The organism is Mesorhizobium sp. CNPSo 4670 (genome assembly GCF_057784235.1).
This window is the reverse complement of record NZ_JBWJFQ010000004.1, coordinates 197,217-214,648: the sequence shown is the minus strand read 5'-3', so window position 1 is coordinate 214,648 and position 17,432 is coordinate 197,217. Positions and strand designations below refer to the sequence as shown.

Genomic DNA, 17,432 nt, shown 5'->3' with positions numbered 1-17,432 from the left:
GCTTGCCTGTTAACAATTCTTAAAGCCCGTTTACCGATCAGTTGGCCTGGCGGCGCAGGAACGCCGGAATCTCCAGCTGATCATCGTCCTGAGTCGCCCTCACCTGCGGCGTCAAACGGCCCTGCTCGTCGAGTTGACCGCGGCGCGGCGCGTAGAGCTGCGCGTCCTGGCTGGCAAGACGGCGCACTTCAGGCGCTGCCTGGCGCAGCTTGGGTTCGCGCGGCTGCGCCGGCTGCAGCCGTGCAGGCTCTTCCTCGCGACGGGTCAGGCCGTTGGTCAGGCGCTTCAGCAGGCCCATCGGTCCGCTGTTGTTCTCGTGGTCGGCCGGGCGGCTCTTGGCATCCACCTCGGCCTTGACGACCGGCGGAAAGTCCTCGACGCGCGGCATCCGCTGCGGCGCCATAGCAACCGGCTGCGGCGCTTCACGCAGCATTTCGCGCGGCTGCGGCGCCGGCTGCACCACGGGCTGCGGCATCGGCTGTGCTGGCGGCGCCTGGAAGATCTTGCTCTGCGGGCGGAAATCCTCCGCATGGGCAACGGGAGCCGGACGAGCCTGCGCCATCGCCGCTGCATTTGCTTCCGCCAGCTGGATGGCTTCGGCGACCGGGTCGGCGGCGCGCGGTTCGTAAGCTGCCTGCTGGACCGGCGCGGGGCGGCTTTCCACAGCGGCAACGGCCGGGCGGCTGACCGGCTTCTGCGGAGCGGTGCGGATCGAGATCGGCGCTGCGGCGATTTCCGCCGCCGACTTGTCGATGCCGGTGGCAACCACCGAGACGCGGATGACGCCTTCGAGTTCTTCGTCGAAGGTGGCGCCGAGGATGATGTTGGCATCCTGGTCGACTTCCTCGCGGATGCGGGTCGCCGCTTCGTCGACCTCGAACAGGGTCAGGTCACGGCCGCCTGTGATCGAGATCAGCAAGCCCTTGGCGCCCTTCATCGAGGTCTCGTCGAGCAGCGGGTTGGCGATCGCCGCTTCTGCGGCGGCCATCGCGCGGCCCTCGCCCGAAGCCTCGCCGGTGCCCATCATCGCCTTGCCCATCTCGCGCATGACCGAGCGCACGTCGGCGAAGTCGAGGTTGATCAGGCCTTCCTTGACCATCAGGTCGGTGATGCAGGCAACGCCGGAATAGAGCACCTGGTCGGCCATGGCGAAGGCGTCGGCGAAGGTCGTCTTGTCATTGGCCAGCCGGAACAGGTTCTGGTTGGGGATGACGATCAGCGTATCGACGCATTTCTGCAGCTCTTCGATGCCAAAATCCGCCGTCTTCATGCGGCGCTGGCCTTCGAAATGGAACGGCTTGGTGACGACGCCGACGGTGAGGATGCCCTTTTCGCGTGCGGCACGCGCCACGACCGGAGCCGCACCGGTGCCGGTGCCGCCGCCCATGCCGGCGGTGACGAAGCACATATGGGTGTTGGACAGATGATCGATGATCTCGTCGATGCATTCTTCCGCCGCCGCGCGGCCGACTTCCGGCTGCGACCCGGCGCCAAGGCCTTCGGTGACATGTGCGCCGAGCTGGATCAGCCGATCGGCTTTCGACATGGTCAGCGCCTGCGCATCGGTGTTGGCCACCACGAACTCGACACCGCGCAGACCGGCGGTGATCATGTTGTTGACAGCATTGCCGCCGCCGCCGCCGACACCGAACACGGTGATCCGCGGCTTAAGCTCGGTGATGTCCGGCTTCTGCAGATTGATCGTCATTGTCTCCGTCCTTTGCCTTTCACGCCGCTTCGCCGCCGCGGCCGCCTATGGGGCTGTCCCCGTCAATTAGAAACTGTCTCTCAACCACTGACTCATGCGATGCAGTTTTCCACCCGTTCCAGTCATTCTGAGACCGGAAATTCCTTTCGCCGGATGGCTCTCGAAGCTCGCCATCTGCGGATAGATCAGAAGCCCCACCGCAGCCGAGAAGGCCGGTCCCTTTGCCGCTTCCGGCAGGCCGGCCACGCCAAGTGGGCGGCCGATGCGCACATTGCGTCCGAGGATCCGGCGCGCCGCCTCCGGCAGGCCGGCAAGCTGGCTGGCGCCGCCGGTCAAGACGACGCGCTTGCCCACCGCATTGCCGTAGCCGGACTTGTTCAGCCGGTCGCGCAGCAATTCGAGCGTCTCGTCGATGCGGGCGCGCACGATGCGCGTCATCACCGAGCGCGGGATCTGCAAAGGCACGTCGCCGTCGTCGCCGATCGGCTGGATCGAGACCAGGTCCCGGTCGTCGGCACTGCCTGGCAATGCCGAGCCATGCATCACCTTCAGCCGCTCGGCGGCGTCGAGCGAGGTCGACAGGCCCTTGGCCATGTCCAGCGTGACATGGTTGCCGCCGATGGCGATGGCGTCGCCATGGACGAACTTGCCTTCCGAAAACACCGAGATCGTGGTCGTGCCGCCGCCCATGTCGATGCAGGCGGCGCCCATTTCTAGTTCGTCGTCGACCAGGGCGGCCAGCCCGCTGGCATAGGGCGTCGCGACCATGCGCTCGACCGACAGGTGCGACCGGTTGATGGAAAGCTCCAGGTTGCGCATCGGCGCGGCGTCGCCGGTCAAGACATGCATGTCGACGCCAAGTGCGTCGCCGACCATGCCGCGCGGATCGCGCACGCCGCGCTCGGCATCCAGCGAAAAGCCGACGGGGAGCGAATGGATCACCTCGCGCTCGGCCTTCAGCGCCTGCTTGGCGCCGGCACCGAGAACGCGCTTGATATCGGCCTCGTCGGCCTCGTGGCCGCCAAGGTTGATGGTGGCCGAGAACGCTTCGCTCTTCAGCCGGCCGGCTGTCATGTTGACGATCAGCGAATCGACCGTCAGCCCAGCCATGCGCTCGGCCGCATCGACGGACAGACGAATGGCATGCTCGGCGCGATCGAGGTCGACGACGACTCCCGACTTCACGCCTTGCGACTTCTGATGGCCGATGCCGATCACCTGGATCCGGTGCGAGCGGCCGCGCAACAGCTTGCCGTCTTCGCTCGGCTTCAGCTTGGCCACCATGCAGCAGACCTTGCTCGAACCGACATCCAGCACCGTCAGGGTGCCGGATCGGCGCGACGCGGCGTCGCCATGACCGCCAAGCCAGCTCATATTTTTGTCTCCGGCTTGCGCTTCAGGCTTTTGGGTTTTTCGTTGAGGGCCGCTTCGCGCTGCGTCGCCGCCTCGGGCGTCAACTGCACGACCAGCCTGTCCGTCAGGCGCATGTCGACGGCGGCGATATCGCGCGACAACAGCCCCTTGTCCTGGTCCATCTTGACGAGCTCGGCGATCGCCTGATCCTCGCCATCCTCGGGAAGCTTGACGGTGATGCCGTTGTCCAGCTTCAGGTCCCAGCGCCGTTCACCAACGCGGACATAGCCTTTGATCCGGCTCGCGAGTTCAGGATACTTTTCGACCTTGACCAGGAAGTCCGGCGCCTTGGCCGGCGCACCGCCGCCGATCAGCAAAGGCAAAAGCACCTGCTTGCCGCCGGAGAACGGCGCGATCACGGCACCATTCTTCTCGATAACCGAGAGCTCATCGCCCTGCTGCCAGAGCGCGAAGGGCTCGCGCTCCTCGACACGCACTTCCAGCGTGTGCGGATAGACCTTGCGCACCGCGGCGACCTCGATCCAGGGCAAGGTAGAAATGCGCTCCCGCGCCGCCTCGGCGTCAAAACCGATCAGCGAGGTCCAGCCATCGAGCTCGAGCCTGTCGAGGATGTCGATCTCGGAGGTCTGGCGATTGCCGACCACCTTGACCTGATCGACGGCAAAGCCGGTGCGGGCAGTGATGCTTTGCACGATGCCGTCGACATGGCCGCCGAGATAGGCGCCATAGGCACTGCTCGAGACAAGCAGCACGGCAGACATCATGGCCGCGGAGAAGCGCGGCGCCTGGAATTCACCCACGCCCAGGCGCGCAAGAACGCGCACCGGGCGGCGAAGCACACGCGGCAGCACGAAATGGCCTGATGACAATGGCAGGCCGAACAGCGCCGGCCCGGCCGCGCCCTTCCCCTTACCTTGTCCCCATTTCAACGCAGACACGAAGCGTCCTCCACCATCCAACTCAACAAATCGCCAAACGAGTGCCCGGCCTGGGCGGCGATTTCAGGCACCAAGGACGTCGGCGTCATACCCGGCTGGGTGTTGACCTCGAGCCAGACAACCTCGCCGTTTTCGGAATGCCGATCGTCATAACGGAAGTCCGACCGGGAAACGCCCCGACAGCCGATCGCTTGATGAGCCTTGAGCGCCAGTGTTTGTATTTTTTGGTAAATATTCGGTGAAACTTTTGCGGGGCATTCGTGCTTTGATCCCCCAGCGACATATTTTGAATCATAGTCGTAGAAGGAATGGCCGGTCGGGATGATCTCGCAGACCCCCAGAGCCACATCGCCCATTACGGCGCAGGTCAGTTCGCGGCCATGGATGTAGCGTTCGACCATGACGGTATCGCCATATTTCCACTCGGACGAACCGATGACCTGGGGCGGATGCGACTGCCCCTCATGCACGATGACGACGCCGAAGCTCGACCCCTCGTTGACAGGCTTGACCACATAGGGCGGCTTCATCGGGTGCTTGTTCTGGATGGCGAAGCGGCTGGCGACCTTCGATTCGGCGACCGGGACACCGACCGATTTGGCAACCCGCTTGGCCTGCTCCTTGTTCATGGCCAGCGCCGAGGCGAGCACGCCTGAATGCGTATAGGGAACACCGAGATATTCGAGGATGCCCTGGATAGTGCCATCCTCGCCGAACGGACCATGTAGCGCATTGAAGGCGACATCCGGCCGGAGTTCGGCAAGCACCGAGCCGACATCGCGCCCGACATCGACGCGCGTGACCTGGTAGCCTTCCTTCTCGAGCTCATCGGCACAAGCCTTTCCCGAGGACAAGGACACGGGCCGCTCGGATGAGAAACCACCCAGCAGGACGGCCACATGCTTGTTTTTCATTCCCCGTCATCCCCTCTCACGGCGGACCAAAAACCAAGATTTCCGCAACATTGAGTCCGAGTCTCCCGGCAGGTTGCCCCCCAGACGGAAAACGCTGAAAACGCGTCGAACGACTCAAATCAGGAAACGCTTTGGAGCAGAGAATCAGAGAGTTGATTCACTGGCAAGTACTTACGATTCCGAGAGATTCACTTTCTGAGAAAATGGATGCGAAAACCGTGCCGCTGAGTCTTTACAGCAACGGTCGTGGACCATTTCGGCCCCGTTGAAGTTCATGCATCACGTGAACTTCAATACCCGCTACAGGAGTTGCCCGAGAAACTCCTGGACGGCATGCCCAGGTCGGAAATTGCCGATGCGCTTGATTTCCCATTGCAGCCGGATGCCCGCATTTTCCAGCACCCGCGTGCGCACCGTCTCACCGAGATATTCAAGGTCGTAGCCGGTCGCGGTTCCCGTGTTGATCATGAAGTTGCAATGCATAGGCGACATCTGCGCACCGCCGATCATCAGGCCGCGGCAGCCCGCCTTGTCGATCTCCTTCCAGGCTGACGTGCCTTCGGGATTCTTGAAGGTCGAGCCGCCGGTCTTTTCGCGGATCGGCTGCACGGTCTCGCGGTGGTTCTGCACCGCGTCCATCGCCGCCTTGATCGCTGTCTTGTCCTCGGCAAACCCCTCGAACAAGGCCGAGGTGAAGATCAACCCGGAAGGTGCCGCCGAATGGCGGTAGGCGTAGCCCATGTCGGCATTGCTCAGCGTTTGCACATTGCCCGCACGGTCGAGCGCACGCACCTCGACGACGCGTTCGCGCGTCTCGACACCGTTGGCGCCGGCGTTCATCCGCAGCGCGCCACCGACGGCGCCGGGAATGCCGTGATAGAAATGGAAGCCACCAATGCCGGCTTCGAGCGCCACGGCGGCAACGCGCTTGTCGGGTGTCGCCGCGCCCGCCTTGATCGTGGTCGGCGAAACAATTTCGGCCTCACCAAACCCCTTGGCCGAAAGCCGGACAACAAAACCCGCAATGCCGCCGTCCCGGACCAGAAGGTTCGAGCCGACGCCGACGATGGTCAGCGGGATCTCTTCGGGAACGGCTTTGAGGAACGCGGCCAGGTCCTCCTCGTCGGCCGGCTGGAACAGCACCTCGGCCAGCCCCCCGGCGCGGAACCAGGTGATCTTGTCCATCTCGGCATTCGGCGTCAGGCGGCCACGCAGGCCGGCAAGCCGGTCGCCAAGTCTGTCGATCAGGGCCTGGCCGTGCATCATGATCATGAGACTGTCCCGCCAAGCTCCTTGGGCAGCGCATAGGCCCATTGGGTAATGTTGCCGGCGCCGAGGAAGACGACGAAGTCACCGGGCTTGGCCAGATCACGGATGATTGGCGCGATTGCTGCCGGACCCTCGATGTAGCGCGCGTCGCGATGGCCACCCGCGCGGATGCGCGACACCAGCGCGTCGGATGTCACGCCTTCGATCGGTTCTTCGCCGGCCGCGTAGACCGGCGCCACCATCACCGTGTCGGCGTCGTTGAAACAGGTGGAAAACTCGTTGAACAGGTCGTGTAGCCGGGTGAAGCGATGCGGCTGGGCAATGGCGATGACGCGGCCCTTGGTGGCGCTGCGCGCCGCCTTCAGCACCGCCGAGATCTCGACCGGATGATGGCCGTAATCGTCGAACACATCGACGCCGTTCCACGAACCGGTATGGGTGAAGCGGCGCTTGACGCCGGCGAAGGACGACAGGCCCTTCTTGATGGCCTCGGCGGACAGGCCAAGCTCATGCGCGACAGCGATCGCCGCTGTCGCGTTGGAGACGTTGTGGCGACCGGGCATCGGCAGGCGCAGACCGGCGATCGTCGTCTGGCCACCGCCTTTGCGGTTGCGGATCATCACGTCGAACTCAGATATGGCACCCGCCATGCGGTGGTTGGTGAAGCGCACGTCGGCCTGCGCATTCTCGCCATAGGTGATGACGCGGCGATCCTCGATGCGGCCGACCAGCGCCTGCACCTCCGGGTGGTCGGTGCACATCACGCCGAAGCCGTAGAACGGCACGTTCTCGACGAACTGGCGGAACGCCTCCCGCACCTTGTCGAAGCTGCCATAGTGGTCGAGATGCTCGGGATCGATGTTGGTGACGACGGCAATCTCGGCCGGCAGCTTGAGGAAGGTGCCGTCGCTCTCGTCGGCCTCGACCACCATCCACTCGCCATCGCCCATGCGCGCATTGGTGCCGTAGGCATTGATGATGCCGCCATTGATAACGGTCGGGTCGAGCCCGCCGGCTTCGAGCAAGGTCGCCACCATCGAGGTCGTCGTCGTCTTGCCATGCGTGCCGCCGATCGCTACCGCCTGGCGAAAACGCATCAGTTCGGCCAGCATCTCGGCACGGCGCACGATCGGCAGCAGCTTTTCGCGCGCGGCCTTCAGTTCGGGGTTGGTTTTCTTGATCGCCGTTGAAACGACGACAACCTCGGCATCGCCGAGATTTTCGGCCTGGTGGCCGACGAAGCATTCGATTCCCTTGTCGCGCAGCCGCTGCACATTGGCACTGTCGGCCTGGTCGGACCCCTGCACCTTGTAGCCGAGATTGTGCAGCACTTCGGCGATGCCGCTCATGCCGATGCCGCCAATACCGATGAAATGCACAAGGCCGATGGTCTGCGGCATCTTCATGCGTGCGTCCCCTTCCTGAAGTCTGAAACGGTTTTTTGGGACGCAATAGCCTCTGTGAGATCGGCGAGCAACCGTGCCGCGTCGGGCCGGCCGGCCGATTTCGCTCCCGCCGCCATGGCCGCCAGCCGCTCGGGGCTGTCCATCAGCCCGCCGATGAGGGCCGCGATGCGCTCGGGCGAAAGCGAGGATTGCGGGTGCACCTCGCCACCGCCGGCGGCGGCAAGGGCCGCCGCGTTCGCCGCCTGGTCGTGGTCGAGCGCGTAGGGATAAGGCACCAGCAGCGCCGGCCGGCCGATGACGGCGATCTCCGAAACGGTCGAGGCGCCGGAGCGCGAGATCACCAGATGCGCCGCCGCCATGCGCTGCGCCATGTCGGTGAAGAACGGCGAGACTTCGACGGCGACGCCAAGTGCGGCATAGGCCGCCTTCACCCGCGCTACGTCATCGGCGCGCGCCTGCTGCGTGATCACCAACCGCTTGCGTTGGGCGTCGGAAAGCAGCGCGATCGCCGCCGGCACCGCGTCCGAGAAGAACTGGGCGCCCTGGCTGCCGCCGAACACCAGTAGCCTGAACGGCTGCTCCCCGGACGATGCCGCATAAGGCGTCTTGGCCGCTTCCAGCACTGGAGGCCGGACCGGATTGCCTGTCGTCACCGTCTTGGCGCCGGCGGCACTGGCGTCCTGTGGCAGGAAGCCGCCGGCGATGGCGTCGACACGCCCGGCCAGAGCCCGGTTGGCGCGCCCCATCACTGCGTTCTGCTCATGGATCAGCGTCGGCACCTTGCGCCGTGTCGCCGCATAGAGCGGCGGCAAGGTCGGGTAGCCGCCAAAGCCGACCACCGCATCCGGCTTGATCCTGGCGATGACCGCGGAGGCCTGGCGCACGCCGCGCCAGATTTTCCAGAAGGCACCAAGCAGGGCGATGGGATTCTTCGAGCCCATTGTCGCCGACTGGATCGGATGGATGGCGGCCGCCGGGAAATGGGCGGCGAACCGCTCGGCGCGGTCGTCGGTTGCCAGATGCACCGTCCAGCCGCGCTCGTTCAGCTCATGCGCCAGCGCCTCGGCCGGAAACAGATGCCCTCCGGTTCCACCTGCTGCGAGAAGGATGACGCCTCTCGCCATATCACTCCGCCGGCAAGGCGCGTTGCGGCAGGGCAAAGCCCATCTGCTTGCGCTTTTCGGGCCGCTTGCGCGTCAGCGCCAGCACCATGCCCATCGAGATGGCGATGGCGATCTGCGAGGAGCCGCCATAGGAGATGAAAGGCAGCGTCATGCCCTTGGCAGGCACCAGCTGCAGGTTGACGCACATGTTGATGACGGCCTGCAGGCCGAACACGGTGACCAGGCCGCCGACCGCATAGCGGGTGAAGTCGTCATGTTCCTTCAGCGCCGTGTTGAGGCCGCGCAGCACGATGAAGGCGAAGATCGACATGATGAAGAAGCACATGATCAACCCGAATTCCTCGCCGGCGACCGAAAAGACGAAGTCGGCATGGCTGTCCGGGATGACCCGCTTGACGGTGCCCTCGCCCGGCCCGACGCCGAACCAGCCGCCATTGATCAGCGCCTCGCGGCCCATGTCGACCTGGAACGTGTCGCCTTCGCCAGTGAGGAACTTGTCGATGCGCAAGGCGACGTGCGGAAACACCGAATAGGCGGCAAATACGCCGCCGACGCCCGCACCACCAAGCGCGATGATCCACAGCCATGGCAGCCCGGCCATGAAGAACATCACACCCCAGGTGCCGGTCACCAGCATCGTCTGGCCGAGATCCGGCTGCGCCACCAGCAGCGAGACGACCAGCGCCAGCAGCAGCATGGCAAACAGATTGCCCGGGATGTCGGGCTGGCGCTTGTGCTCGGCAAACAGCCAGGCGCACATGATGACGAAGGCGGGCTTGAGGAATTCCGACGGCTGGATCGACAGGCCGGCTAGCGACACCCAGCGGCGCGCGCCCTTCACTTCGACGCCGATGTAGAGCACCGCCACCATCAGCACCAGCATCAGGCACAACATGATCAGCGCCATGCGCCGGATCTGCCTGGATTCGAGGAAGGACACCGCCAGCATCACGCCGAGCGCCGGCACGGTGAAGATGATCTGCCTTGTGGCAAAATGGAAGCTGTCGAGGCCGATGCGTTCGGCAACCGCCGGGCTGGCAGCGAAGGACAGCACGATACCGAGCCCCATCAGCGACAGGAACGCCGCCAGGAACCAGCGATCGATCGTCCACCACCACGTCGCGACCGGACTTTTATCGAGACGGCTCTGCATTATCGTGCCCCTCCGATGGGTTTCACACCCTCGATAGCATTCGCAGCTTGCCTGAAGGCTTCGCCGCGGACTTCGAAATTCTTAAACTGGTCGAAACTGGCGCAGGCCGGCGACAACAGCACCACCACTTCGCTCGTACCGTCTTGAGCCGCATCATGCGCGGCATGATCGACCGCAGCGGCCAGCGTGCCCGATATTTCGTAGGGGACGGCCTCGCCCAGTGTCGCCGAAAAGGCGGGCGCCGCCTCGCCGATCAGATAGGCCTTGGCGATGCGTGGGAAGAAGCCACGCAACGGCTCGATGCCGCCCTCCTTGGGCAGGCCGCCGGCGATCCAGTAGATGCGCGGAAAGCTCGACAAAGCTGGTGCCGCCGCGTCGGCATTGGTCGCCTTGGAATCGTTGACGAACAGCACATGATCCTTGCGGCCGACCTGCTCCATACGGTGCGCAAGGCCGGGAAAACTTTCCAGTCCGGATTGGATTTCGCCAAGGTCTAGCCCGACCTTGAGGCAAGCAGCGACCGCCGCCAACGCGTTTTGCGCATTGTGCTGGCCGCGCAGCGAGCCTATGCCTTCGAGGAAAGCGACGCGGCTATAGCGGCCGTTCACCGCCTCCATCAGGTTGCCGCCGTCGGCGAAATAGCCGTCGGTCAGCGGCAGCCGCTTGGAAATGCGGATGACATGCCGCCCTGCCCGCTCCAGCCGCTCGGCTATCTGAGCGCACCAGGAATCGTCGATGCCGATGATCGCAGTCTCGCTGCCGGCCGCCAGCCGCTCCTTGATCGAGGCGTAGTGCTGCATGGTGCCGTGCCGATCGAGATGGTCCGGCGTCAAATTGAGCAGGATGCCGGCCGTCGGGTTGATCGAGGGCGCGAGATCGATCTGGTACGACGAGCATTCGACGACATAATGCCGATTGGGCTCGGGCGGATCGAGCGTCATCACCGCGCGGCCGATATTGCCGCCCATCTGGGTGTCGCGTCCCGCCGCTTTGAGGATATGCGCGGTCAATGCGGTCGTCGTCGACTTGCCGTTGGTGCCGGTGATGGCGATGAACGGCGCTGCCGGCGCCGCTAGCATCCGTTCACGGCAGAAAAGCTCGATGTCGCCGATGATCTCGACGCCGGAACCACGCGCCAGTTCCACCGTCCAATGCGGCTTGGGATGCGTCAGCGGCACGCCCGGAGACAGCACGAAAGCGGAGAACTTTGCCCAGTCGGCGCCGCGCAAATCGCCGGTTGCGATGCCGTCCGCCGCCGCCTTGGCAACGCTGTCGGGGTTGTCGTCCCAGGCCAGCACGTCCGCCCCGCCGGCGATCAGCGCGCGCGCCGTCGCGATCCCCGAGCCACCGAGCCCGAAGAGCGAAACATGCTTGCCTGCGAAGGATGCGGCGGGGATCAAGCGGGCTCCTATCTCAGCTTCAGGGTGGACAGGCCGACCAGCGCCAGGATGACGGCGATGATCCAGAAGCGGATCACAACCTGGCTTTCGGTCCAGCCGAGCTTTTCGAAATGATGGTGGATCGGCGCCATCAGGAACACCCGCTTGCCGGTCATCTTGAAGTAGCCGACCTGGATGATGACCGACAGGATTTCGACGACGAACAACCCGCCGACGATAACCAGCACGATCTCGTGCTTGGTGGCGACGGCAACCGTGCCGATCAGGCCGCCCATGGCCAGCGAGCCAGTGTCGCCCATGAAGATCGCCGCCGGCGGCGCATTGAACCAGAGGAAGCCAAGGCCGGCGCCGATGACCGCGCCGAGCACGACCGCCAGTTCGCCGGTGCCGGGCACGAAATGGATCTGCAGATATTCTGCGAACACGGCGTTGCCGGAGAGATAGGCGATAACGCCGAAGGACGCCGCCGCGATCATGATCGGCACGATTGCCAGCCCGTCGAGGCCGTCGGTCAGGTTCACCGCATTGCCGGCGCCGACGATAACGAAGCAGGAGAACGGGATGAAGAACCAGCCGAGATTGATGATGAATTCCTTGGCGAAGGGGAATGTCAGCGACGACGAGAACGGCGCCTGGCCGTTATGCATGATCACCCAGGCGGCGATGCCGGCAATGACGAATTCGAGCGCCAGCCGTGCCTTGCCGGAAAAGCCGAGATGCGACTGCTTGGTCACCTTCAGATAGTCGTCGTAGAAGCCGATCGAGCCGAAGCCCAGCGTCACCAGCAGCACCACCCAGACATAGATGCTCGACAGGTTCGCCCACAGCAGCGACGACCCGATGATGCCCGACAGGATCATCAACCCGCCCATGGTCGGGGTACCGGCCTTCTTGAAATGCGTCTGCGGCCCGTCGGCGCGGATCGGCTGGCCCTTGCCTTGCCGCAACCGCAGCGAATTGATGATGGTCGGTCCGAAGATGAAGACGATGAGTGCCGACGTGATCAGCGCCCCGCCGGTGCGGAAGGTGATGTAGCGGAAGACATTGAAGACCGAGATCTTGTCCGCAAAATCGACGAGCAGTGTGAACATGCGCTTATCGTCCCCCGACCTAGGTCTGTTTGCTTGTCGTTTGAGCCGGGAACTTGCCCAGCAGCGCATCGACCAGTTTTGCAAAACCGATGCCCTTCGACGATTTGATCATCACCACGTCGCCCGGCTTCAGCGCGGCAAGCAGCACCGGCTTCAGTTCCTCGACGCCGGCGCGGTATTCCGTCTTGATTTCGCCTGGCAGCCTCTCGGCCAGCGCCCGCATTTCCGGCCCGCCGAGAAAGACTGTCTGCGTCCCTGAGCCGACGATGAGATCGGCAAGGGCGGCATGCAGCTTGGCCGAATGGTCGCCGAGTTCCAGCATGTCGCCGAGCACGGCGATGCGGCGGCCCTCGCCTGTCACCGGCGTCGCGTTGAGCAGCGCCATGGCAGCGCCCATCGACGCCGGGTTGGCATTGTAACTCTCGTCGATCAGCGTGATCGGCCCGCCGGGGTGGCGCAGCAAATGGCGCTTGCCGCGCCCGCGCTCGGCCGTAAGATCGGCCAGCGCCAGCGCCGCTCTGTCGAGATCGGCGCCGACCAGATGCGCCGCACCCAGCACCGCCAGCACGTTCTGCACCATGTGGCGGCCGGGCGCACCGACCCGGGCCGTCACTTCGTGGCCGCCGATCCTGGCGGTGATGTCGGAATGGTCGGCATGTAGTTCGCATTTGACCAGCTTGAAGGTCGAGCGCGCATTCTCGCCGAAGCCGTACACGTGCTCGACTCCGGCGGCATGCGCCATCTTGTCCAGAAGCTTCCAGCGCCCATCGTCGCGATTGAGGACGGCTGCGCCGTCAGGCTCCAGGCCTTCGAATATCTCGGCCTTGGCCCTGGCGATCTCATCGAGATTGCGGAAGAAGCCAAGATGCGCAGCCGCGATCATGGTGACGATGGCGACATGCGGCCTCACCATCTTGACCAGCGGCCGAATTTCGTCGGGATGGTTCATGCCGATTTCGAACACGGCATAGTCGCAATCGACCGGCATGCGCGCCAGCGTCAGCGGCACGCCCCAATGGTTGTTGAACGACTGCGCCGAGGCATGCACCTTGCCGACGGCCGACAGCACGTGGCGCAGCGCTTCCTTGGTGGTGGTCTTGCCGGCCGAACCGGTCACCGCGATGATCTTGGCCTCGGAGCGAACGCGCGCCGCGACACCAAGCTTCTCAAGCGCAGCCAGCACATCTTCGACGACGATGATCGGTGCCGTCAGCCGACCGAGCGACGGCAGCTTGCCTTCCGCCACCACCAGCACGCCGGCGCCGGCCTTGATGGCGGCGGTGGCAAAGTCATGACCGTCCATCGTCTCGCCCTTGATGGCGAAGAAGGCGTCGCCCGGTTGCAGGCTGCGGCTGTCGATCGAAATACCGGATATGCCTTCCGGCATCGGCCCGAGCGGCCGCCCGTCCATGCCGGCAACCAGCGCCTCGGCGGTCCACAGCAAGCTCATGCGGCACGCTCCCGCAGCGCCGCGCGGACTTCCTCATGATCTGAGAAATGCAGCGTTTCAGTGCCGATCGTCTGGCCTTCCTCGTGGCCCTTGCCGGCCACGATCAGCGTGTCGCCGGCATGCAGCATGGCTACCGCCTCGTGGATCGCCTGGCGCCGGTCACCGATTTCGATGGCATCTGGCGCGGCGGCAAGAATAGCGGCGCGGATCGTTTCCGGCACTTCCGAGCGCGGATTGTCGTCGGTGACGATGACGACATCGGCGAGCCGCGTCGCGATCTCGCCCATGATCGGCCGCTTACCGCGGTCGCGGTCGCCGCCGCAGCCGAACACGACGATGACGCGACCGGTGGTGAACGGGCGCACCGAGGCCAGCACGTTTTCCAGCGCATCGGGCTTGTGAGCGTAGTCGACATAGACCGGCGCGCCGTTGGTGGTGGTGCCGACAAGGTCGAGACGGCCCGGCGCGCCCTTCAGTTTCTCCAATGCCATCAAAGCTTTGGCGACAGGTGTTCCAGTGGAAATGGCAAGCCCCGCCGAAACCAGCGCGTTCGAAATCTGGAAATCGCCGGCCAGTGGCAGGTCGACCTCGTAGAGCACGCCGCCGGCCTCGACCTCGGCGCGCTGGCGATGGCGCTCGTGCTCGACCCGCTTCAGCTTGAGGAAATCGCCATGGCGGCCAACCGTCAGCACGTCGAGCCCGGCAGCCTGCGCCGCCTGGATCGTCGGCGCCGACCACGGATCGTCGGCGAAAATGACGGCCGGCGCGCCTTTCGGCAGCAACGTGTCGAACAGGCGCAATTTGGCGCGATGGTAGTCCTCGACGGTCGGATGATAATCCATATGGTCGCGGCCGAGATTGGTGAAGCCGCCCGCCGCCAGCCTGACGCCGTCGAGGCGGCGCTGGTCGAGCCCATGGCTGGAGGCTTCCATCGAGGCGTGGGTGACGCCGGCATCCGCCAATTCCTTGAGCAGCTGGTGCAAGGCGACCGGATCCGGTGTCGTCAGCGAGCCATAGTCGTTGCGACCCGGCGCCACCACGCCGGTGGTGCCGATCGAAGCCGCGGCATAGCCTGCCTGCTCCCAGATCTGCCTGGTGAAGGCGGCGACCGACGTCTTGCCGCTGGTGCCGGTCACCGCGACCATGGTCTCAGGCTGCTTGCCGAAATAGCGGGCCGCGCTCAGCGCCAGCGCCAGGCGCGGATCATCGACCGCCAGCACTGGAACCGGCAACCCGGCGATGGCGCTGCCAGCCACGATTGCGGCGGCGCCACGCTGGGCGGCGTCGGCGGCATACGTCGCGCCATCCGCCTTGGTACCGGCGAGCGCGAAGAAGACGACGCCGGGTTTTACCTGGCGGGAATCCGACGAAATCCCGGTAACCTCCAGATCGGCGGAAGCTGTTCCTTCGACTGGCAGGATACCGGCTAGATCTCTGAGCTTCATCGAGTCCCGTTCACCACAACAAAATAGCGCGCAGTTGCCGGCGCGCCCTAAGAATCACTGATAGGAAACCAGCGTTGCACCATTTTCATGGCTGAAATCTGGCTTCACGCCAAGCATGGCCGCGGATCGCTTGATGATATTGCCGGCGATAACCCCTGCATTCGCGGCTGCGACGTCCGTCATGCCGGGCTTTTCCGGGTGCGGGGCGTCGGCGATCGTAAACACGAGGTATTGCGGATCGTCCATCGGGAAAGCGGCGACGAAGGTATTGAAATTCAATTCCTTCGAGTAGCGGCCATTGATGACTTTCTCGGCCGTTCCAGTCTTGCCGCCAACGCGGTAGCCGGGGACTCTGGCGTTTCTGGCCGAGCCCTTCTCGGCGTTGAGCGTATAGAGATAGCGCATGCCATCGACCGTCTTTTCGCTGACCACTTTCTTGGCCATCGCCATCGCTTCTGCCTGTGTGCGGACCAGGAAGGTAGGGTTCATCAGGTAGCCGCCATTCATCAGCGCCGCGCAGCCGACAGCCGCTTGCAGCGGCGTCGTCGATACGCCATGGCCGAAGGCGATGGTGAACGAATTGACCTGTTTCCAGACCTTCGGTTCAGTCGGGCGGGCGACTTCCGGCAGTTCGGTCTGCATCTTGTCCAAAATTCCAAGGCGATGGAGGAATTCGCGGTGCCCCTCGATGCCGACCATCTCGGCCTCCCTGGCCGACCCGATGTTGGACGAATAGAGGAACACCTCCGGCAACGACAGCACACGGTTCTTGCCGTGGAAATCGTGGATCGCCTGATGGCCGACCCGGATTGGATGCGAAGCGTCGAAGCGGCTCGCCATCGTCGCCTTGCCGGAATCGAGCGCCATGGCCGAGGTGAAGCTCTTGAAAGTCGAGCCCATCTCATAGAGCCCCGCCGACATCCGATTCAGCCGGTCCTTCTCCTGTGCATTATAGGGATTGTTCGGATCGAAATCCGGCACCGAGGCCATCGCCACCACTTCGCCGGTCTTGACGTTGAGCACAACGGCGCCAGCGCCCATGGCGCGATAACGCTCCAGGCCGGCGGCGATCTCGTCGCGCACCACATGCTGGACACGCAGATCGATCGAAAGCCTCACCGGCTTCAGATCCTTGGCGACCGCCAGGCCCGATGCCTGCAAATCGCTCAAGCCCTGCTCGTCGACATATTTCTCCATGCCGGAGATGCCCTGGTTGTCGATGTTGGTGAGCCCGACAACATAGGACGAGGTCTCACCGCTCGGATAGAAGCGGCGCTTTTCGGTGCGGAAGCCGAAGCCGGGAATGCCGAGCTGCATGATGTCGGACTGCTGCTTGGGCGTCAGCTGCCGCTGCAGCCAGACAAAGCCGGCGCCGCTTTTAAGCTTGTGGTAGGTCTGCTCGTAGTCGATCTCGGGCAGCACCGTCGACAGCTTCTCGATCGCCTCGTCGGCATCGACGATGCGCCGCGGTTCGGCAAACAGCGAGGCCGTCTTGATGTCCGTCGCCAGCACTTCGCCGTTGCGATCGACAATGTCGGGCCGCGACGCGGTTACCCGGCTCTGCGGGCCGCCCGACATGTCGGGGGTCTGGAAGCCGAGATAGACCAACCGCCCGGAAATGGTCGCGAAGATGCCGAAGAACACCGCCATCGTCATCACGATGCGCGTCCTGCCCTTGCCGCCGGTCGCCTTGCGGGCGCCCTCGACCACGATCGATCCGCCTTCACCGGCCTTTGTGCTGCGCTTCAGCAGTTTGCCGATCATTGGGCGATGCCTCCGGTCACAACGGGATCCTTTTCGTCTAGGGGCGCCTTGTCGGAATTGTCGGCCATGCCGCCCTCGCGTCCTTTGAGGATGTCCTGAATGTCCAGGGCTTTGGCCGGCAGGTCGCCGATGCCGACGATCTGGCGGGCGCTGACCGGCTGGAGTTCGAGCTGCGACTTGTAGAGGTCGGCCAGCTTCTGCAGCCGCGACGGCTGGGTGAGCAGGCTCCAGTCGGCCTTGAGCAGGTCGATCGTGTCCTCCTCATAGCGGATCTGCTCATGGATCTTCTGCACCGCTGCCAATTGTTCCTCGGCCTCGCGCTTGGTCTTGTAGGTAAGGGCCGCCGCCGAAACCATGACGGCGATCAGGACGATGTCGCTGGTACGAAACACGTGC

The 17,432-nt window shown here is 64.3% G+C and carries 14 protein-coding genes; all 14 read right to left on the bottom strand.

What is annotated here, in order from left to right; translation table 11 throughout:
• Window positions 1–37: 37 nt before the first annotated feature.
• The 14 genes from ftsZ to ftsL all read right to left on the bottom strand — a co-directional run bounded on the left by ftsZ (window position 38) and on the right by ftsL (window position 17,428).
• Window positions 38–1,708: a cell division protein FtsZ gene (gene ftsZ / locus AC0ZT5_RS09665; RefSeq protein WP_488496264.1), complete on the bottom strand. Its 1,671-nt coding sequence runs from the start codon at window positions 1,706–1,708 to the stop codon at window positions 38–40.
• A 66-nt stretch (window positions 1,709–1,774) separates the two neighbouring features.
• On the bottom strand, window positions 1,775–3,082 hold the full coding sequence (gene ftsA / locus AC0ZT5_RS09660) for a cell division protein FtsA (protein ID WP_184874914.1): 1,308 nt from the start codon (window positions 3,080–3,082) through the stop codon (window positions 1,775–1,777).
• On the bottom strand, window positions 3,079–4,020 hold the full coding sequence (locus AC0ZT5_RS09655; RefSeq protein ID WP_488496263.1) for a cell division protein FtsQ/DivIB: 942 nt from the start codon (window positions 4,018–4,020) through the stop codon (window positions 3,079–3,081). The genes ftsA and AC0ZT5_RS09655 overlap by 4 nt, the downstream gene beginning before the upstream one ends.
• The gene (locus tag AC0ZT5_RS09650) at window positions 4,008–4,934 is read right to left on the bottom strand and encodes a D-alanine--D-alanine ligase (RefSeq protein ID WP_184874916.1); all 927 of its coding nucleotides are present in this window, start codon (window positions 4,932–4,934) and stop codon (window positions 4,008–4,010) included. Before AC0ZT5_RS09650 ends, AC0ZT5_RS09655 begins: the two co-directional genes overlap by 13 nt.
• 300 nt (window positions 4,935–5,234) lie before the next feature.
• The gene (gene murB / locus AC0ZT5_RS09645; protein WP_488496443.1) at window positions 5,235–6,200 is read right to left on the bottom strand and encodes a UDP-N-acetylmuramate dehydrogenase; all 966 of its coding nucleotides are present in this window, start codon (window positions 6,198–6,200) and stop codon (window positions 5,235–5,237) included.
• Window positions 6,201–6,202: 2 nt separating this feature from the next.
• Window positions 6,203–7,609 carry a UDP-N-acetylmuramate--L-alanine ligase gene (murC, locus tag AC0ZT5_RS09640; protein WP_488496262.1) on the bottom strand — a complete coding sequence of 469 codons (1,407 nt, stop codon included), beginning with the start codon at window positions 7,607–7,609 and terminating at the stop codon, window positions 6,203–6,205.
• A complete protein-coding gene (murG, locus tag AC0ZT5_RS09635; protein WP_488496261.1) occupies window positions 7,606–8,733 on the bottom strand; it encodes an undecaprenyldiphospho-muramoylpentapeptide beta-N-acetylglucosaminyltransferase in 1,128 nt (375 codons plus the stop codon). The genes murC and murG overlap by 4 nt, the downstream gene beginning before the upstream one ends.
• Window position 8,734: 1 nt before the next feature.
• Window positions 8,735–9,886, bottom strand: coding sequence for a putative lipid II flippase FtsW (ftsW, locus tag AC0ZT5_RS09630; RefSeq protein WP_095086935.1), 1,152 nt, complete (start codon window positions 9,884–9,886; stop codon window positions 8,735–8,737).
• Complete coding sequence (gene murD / locus AC0ZT5_RS09625) at window positions 9,886–11,286, bottom strand: UDP-N-acetylmuramoyl-L-alanine--D-glutamate ligase (RefSeq protein ID WP_488496260.1); 1,401 nt, start codon at window positions 11,284–11,286, stop codon at window positions 9,886–9,888. The genes ftsW and murD overlap by 1 nt, the downstream gene beginning before the upstream one ends.
• 8 nt (window positions 11,287–11,294) lie before the next feature.
• Window positions 11,295–12,377: a phospho-N-acetylmuramoyl-pentapeptide-transferase gene (mraY, locus tag AC0ZT5_RS09620; protein WP_023765130.1), complete on the bottom strand. Its 1,083-nt coding sequence runs from the start codon at window positions 12,375–12,377 to the stop codon at window positions 11,295–11,297.
• 19 nt (window positions 12,378–12,396) lie between these two features.
• The gene (locus tag AC0ZT5_RS09615) at window positions 12,397–13,827 is read right to left on the bottom strand and encodes a UDP-N-acetylmuramoylalanyl-D-glutamyl-2,6-diaminopimelate--D-alanyl-D-alanine ligase (RefSeq protein WP_488496259.1); all 1,431 of its coding nucleotides are present in this window, start codon (window positions 13,825–13,827) and stop codon (window positions 12,397–12,399) included.
• Window positions 13,824–15,272, bottom strand: a complete 1,449-nt coding sequence (locus AC0ZT5_RS09610) for a UDP-N-acetylmuramoyl-L-alanyl-D-glutamate--2,6-diaminopimelate ligase (protein WP_488496258.1) — start codon at window positions 15,270–15,272, stop codon at window positions 13,824–13,826. Before AC0ZT5_RS09610 ends, AC0ZT5_RS09615 begins: the two co-directional genes overlap by 4 nt.
• Before the next feature lie 54 nt (window positions 15,273–15,326).
• Window positions 15,327–17,036: a peptidoglycan D,D-transpeptidase FtsI family protein gene (locus AC0ZT5_RS09605; protein ID WP_488496257.1), complete on the bottom strand. Its 1,710-nt coding sequence runs from the start codon at window positions 17,034–17,036 to the stop codon at window positions 15,327–15,329.
• Entirely contained in the window at window positions 17,033–17,428 is a 396-nt protein-coding gene (ftsL, locus tag AC0ZT5_RS09600; protein ID WP_488496256.1) for a cell division protein FtsL, read from the bottom strand. The genes AC0ZT5_RS09605 and ftsL overlap by 4 nt, the downstream gene beginning before the upstream one ends.
• Window positions 17,429–17,432: the final 4 nt, after the last annotated feature.